A 1817-nucleotide genomic window follows, 5' to 3' on the forward strand; every position below is an offset into this window, starting at 1 on the left:
TGAACATCACCAGCGAATTGTACGCAGGCCGCCCTGGCCCCGCCGGCGAGCGCAGCCGCGCCAGAATCTTCTCGAAGCGATACCACTTCACCAGCGACGACAGCCGGTCCAGCCGACCGCTCCGACCAAGACCCTGTGGCAGCAAAGCCTCCACAAAACTGAACTGACCGCTCGGCTTCGTCGTCATCGCAAAATCCCCGTTTCAAAAACAGGGAATCACATCCATCCAATTTTGCAACAGTCCCCTTGTGGGGGAGATGCCCGGCAGGGCAGAGGGGGCGCGAAGGAGCGCAAGCGTTCTCTATCCATGCCGTGACACTAAGGCGTTGCTGCGATTACAGAATTCTGCACGGCTGCACTCTACGCTGAAGGCCACGGCATGGATCCTCGGGTCAAGCCCGAGGATGACGAAGCGTCGAGGGGAAAGCCAATCGCCTTACCGCTGCCCCAGCCTTGCGCTTTCCACTGCAATGCCAAGCAACGCCTGGCGGGCCAGCGCTTCGGACAGGTCCGGCCTGCGCCGCGTCTGCAGCACCGCTGCCTGCAGGCGGTTTAGCGCGCGGCTCAGCGCCTCGACGTTCCAGCGTTCCAGCGCCTTTTCCACCAGCTTGCGGCGGGTGAAGAAAACCGGTGGGCGCGCGCCGGCCACAGCCGAAGCGGCATTGCGGCCGGCTGAGTCCATCTGGCCGCGCATGACCTGCAGCTGCTGCAACTGCCGCATCGCCGACGACAGCACCAGGAACGGATGCCCGCCGGACAGGCAATGGCGGGTAAAGGCGGTGTCGAAGTCGCCGATCTTGCCTTCCAGCACCGCGTCGACGGCATCGTCGAAAGAAGCGCCGGAGACGTCGCCTGACATCGCCCGGACGTCGTCGAGGCCAATCTCCCGCTGGCCGTGGGCGTAAAGCACCAGCTTTTCGATCTCGCCGCGCGACGCCAGCCGGTCGCCGCCGAGATTGCGGCGCAGCGCCTGGCGGGCATCGAGCGCCATCGTCATGCCGGCCTTGCGCAGCTCGTCGTCGATGACGGTATCGATGTCGCGGGCCTCGTCGGCATAGCAAGGCAGCGCCATCGCGGTGTCGGCCGCCTCGACGACGGCGCGCAGCCCGACGCCCTTTTTCAGGTCGCCGGCCTCGATCAGGATGATGGCGTCGCGGGCGGGTTCCGCCGTCAGCGCCTTGACGTCCTCAGCCAGCGGCTTCTGGCCACTGGCGTTGCGCACCCACAAAAGGCGCCGGTCGGAAAACATCGGCACGGTGCGGGCTTCATCGAGCAGCCGGCCCTGGTCGCGATCGACCTCCGCGCCGTCGAGCCGGACCACCGAGAAAGGATCGTCGAGCGACAGGCCGGTCTTTTCGGCAAAGGCTTTCGCGCGCTCGGCGACGAGCCCGCGGTCGGGGCCATAGAGCAGGACGATCGAGATACGCGCGTCCGGCTTCGCCAGCCACGAATCGACCTCATATCCTTTTTTCTGCGCCATGAGTGGGTGGTTAGCATGATGCGGCCGCGGAGTGAACGTTCTCCGGAGCGTTCGCCAACCCTGGCGCCCTTCCTCTCCCTCCGGAGGGGGGCAGGGGAATCGCATATGGCGATTTTGGGCTTGAAGTTGGCTTGAGAAGAGATTCTTTGGGAAGGCAGTCTTAGCGAAGGAGCGACTGCCATTTCCAGCCTTGAGAGCTATTTCGGGGCGGTGCCAGATCCGCGTGCGGCCAACGCCACGCACCGGCTAGGCGATCTGATCGTGATGATGATCGCGGCAAGCCTGTGTGGCGCAACCAACGCGACGGAGTTTTCGCTGTTCGCGCAAGAGCGCAAGC

The 1817-nt window shown here is 64.8% G+C and carries 1 protein-coding gene and 2 pseudogenes; 1 reads left to right on the forward strand and 2 read right to left on the reverse strand.

Going from position 1 to position 1817, the window contains the following annotated elements; translation table 11 throughout:
- Window positions 1–187: pseudogene (locus AC1DZ8_RS33255) on the reverse strand (IS5/IS1182 family transposase); the annotation flags it as partial.
- Window positions 188–436: 249 nt separating this feature from the next.
- Window positions 437–1480, reverse strand: a complete 1044-nt coding sequence (holA, locus tag AC1DZ8_RS33260) for a DNA polymerase III subunit delta (RefSeq protein WP_477311252.1) — start codon at window positions 1478–1480, stop codon at window positions 437–439.
- 210 nt (window positions 1481–1690) lie between these two features.
- On the opposite strand from holA, the pseudogene AC1DZ8_RS33265 reads away from it, so the two are divergent.
- Window positions 1691–1817 (forward strand): annotated as a pseudogene (locus AC1DZ8_RS33265) (ISAs1 family transposase); the annotation flags it as partial.

The sequence above is a fragment of the Mesorhizobium sp. P2_F7 genome, assembly GCF_056403695.1.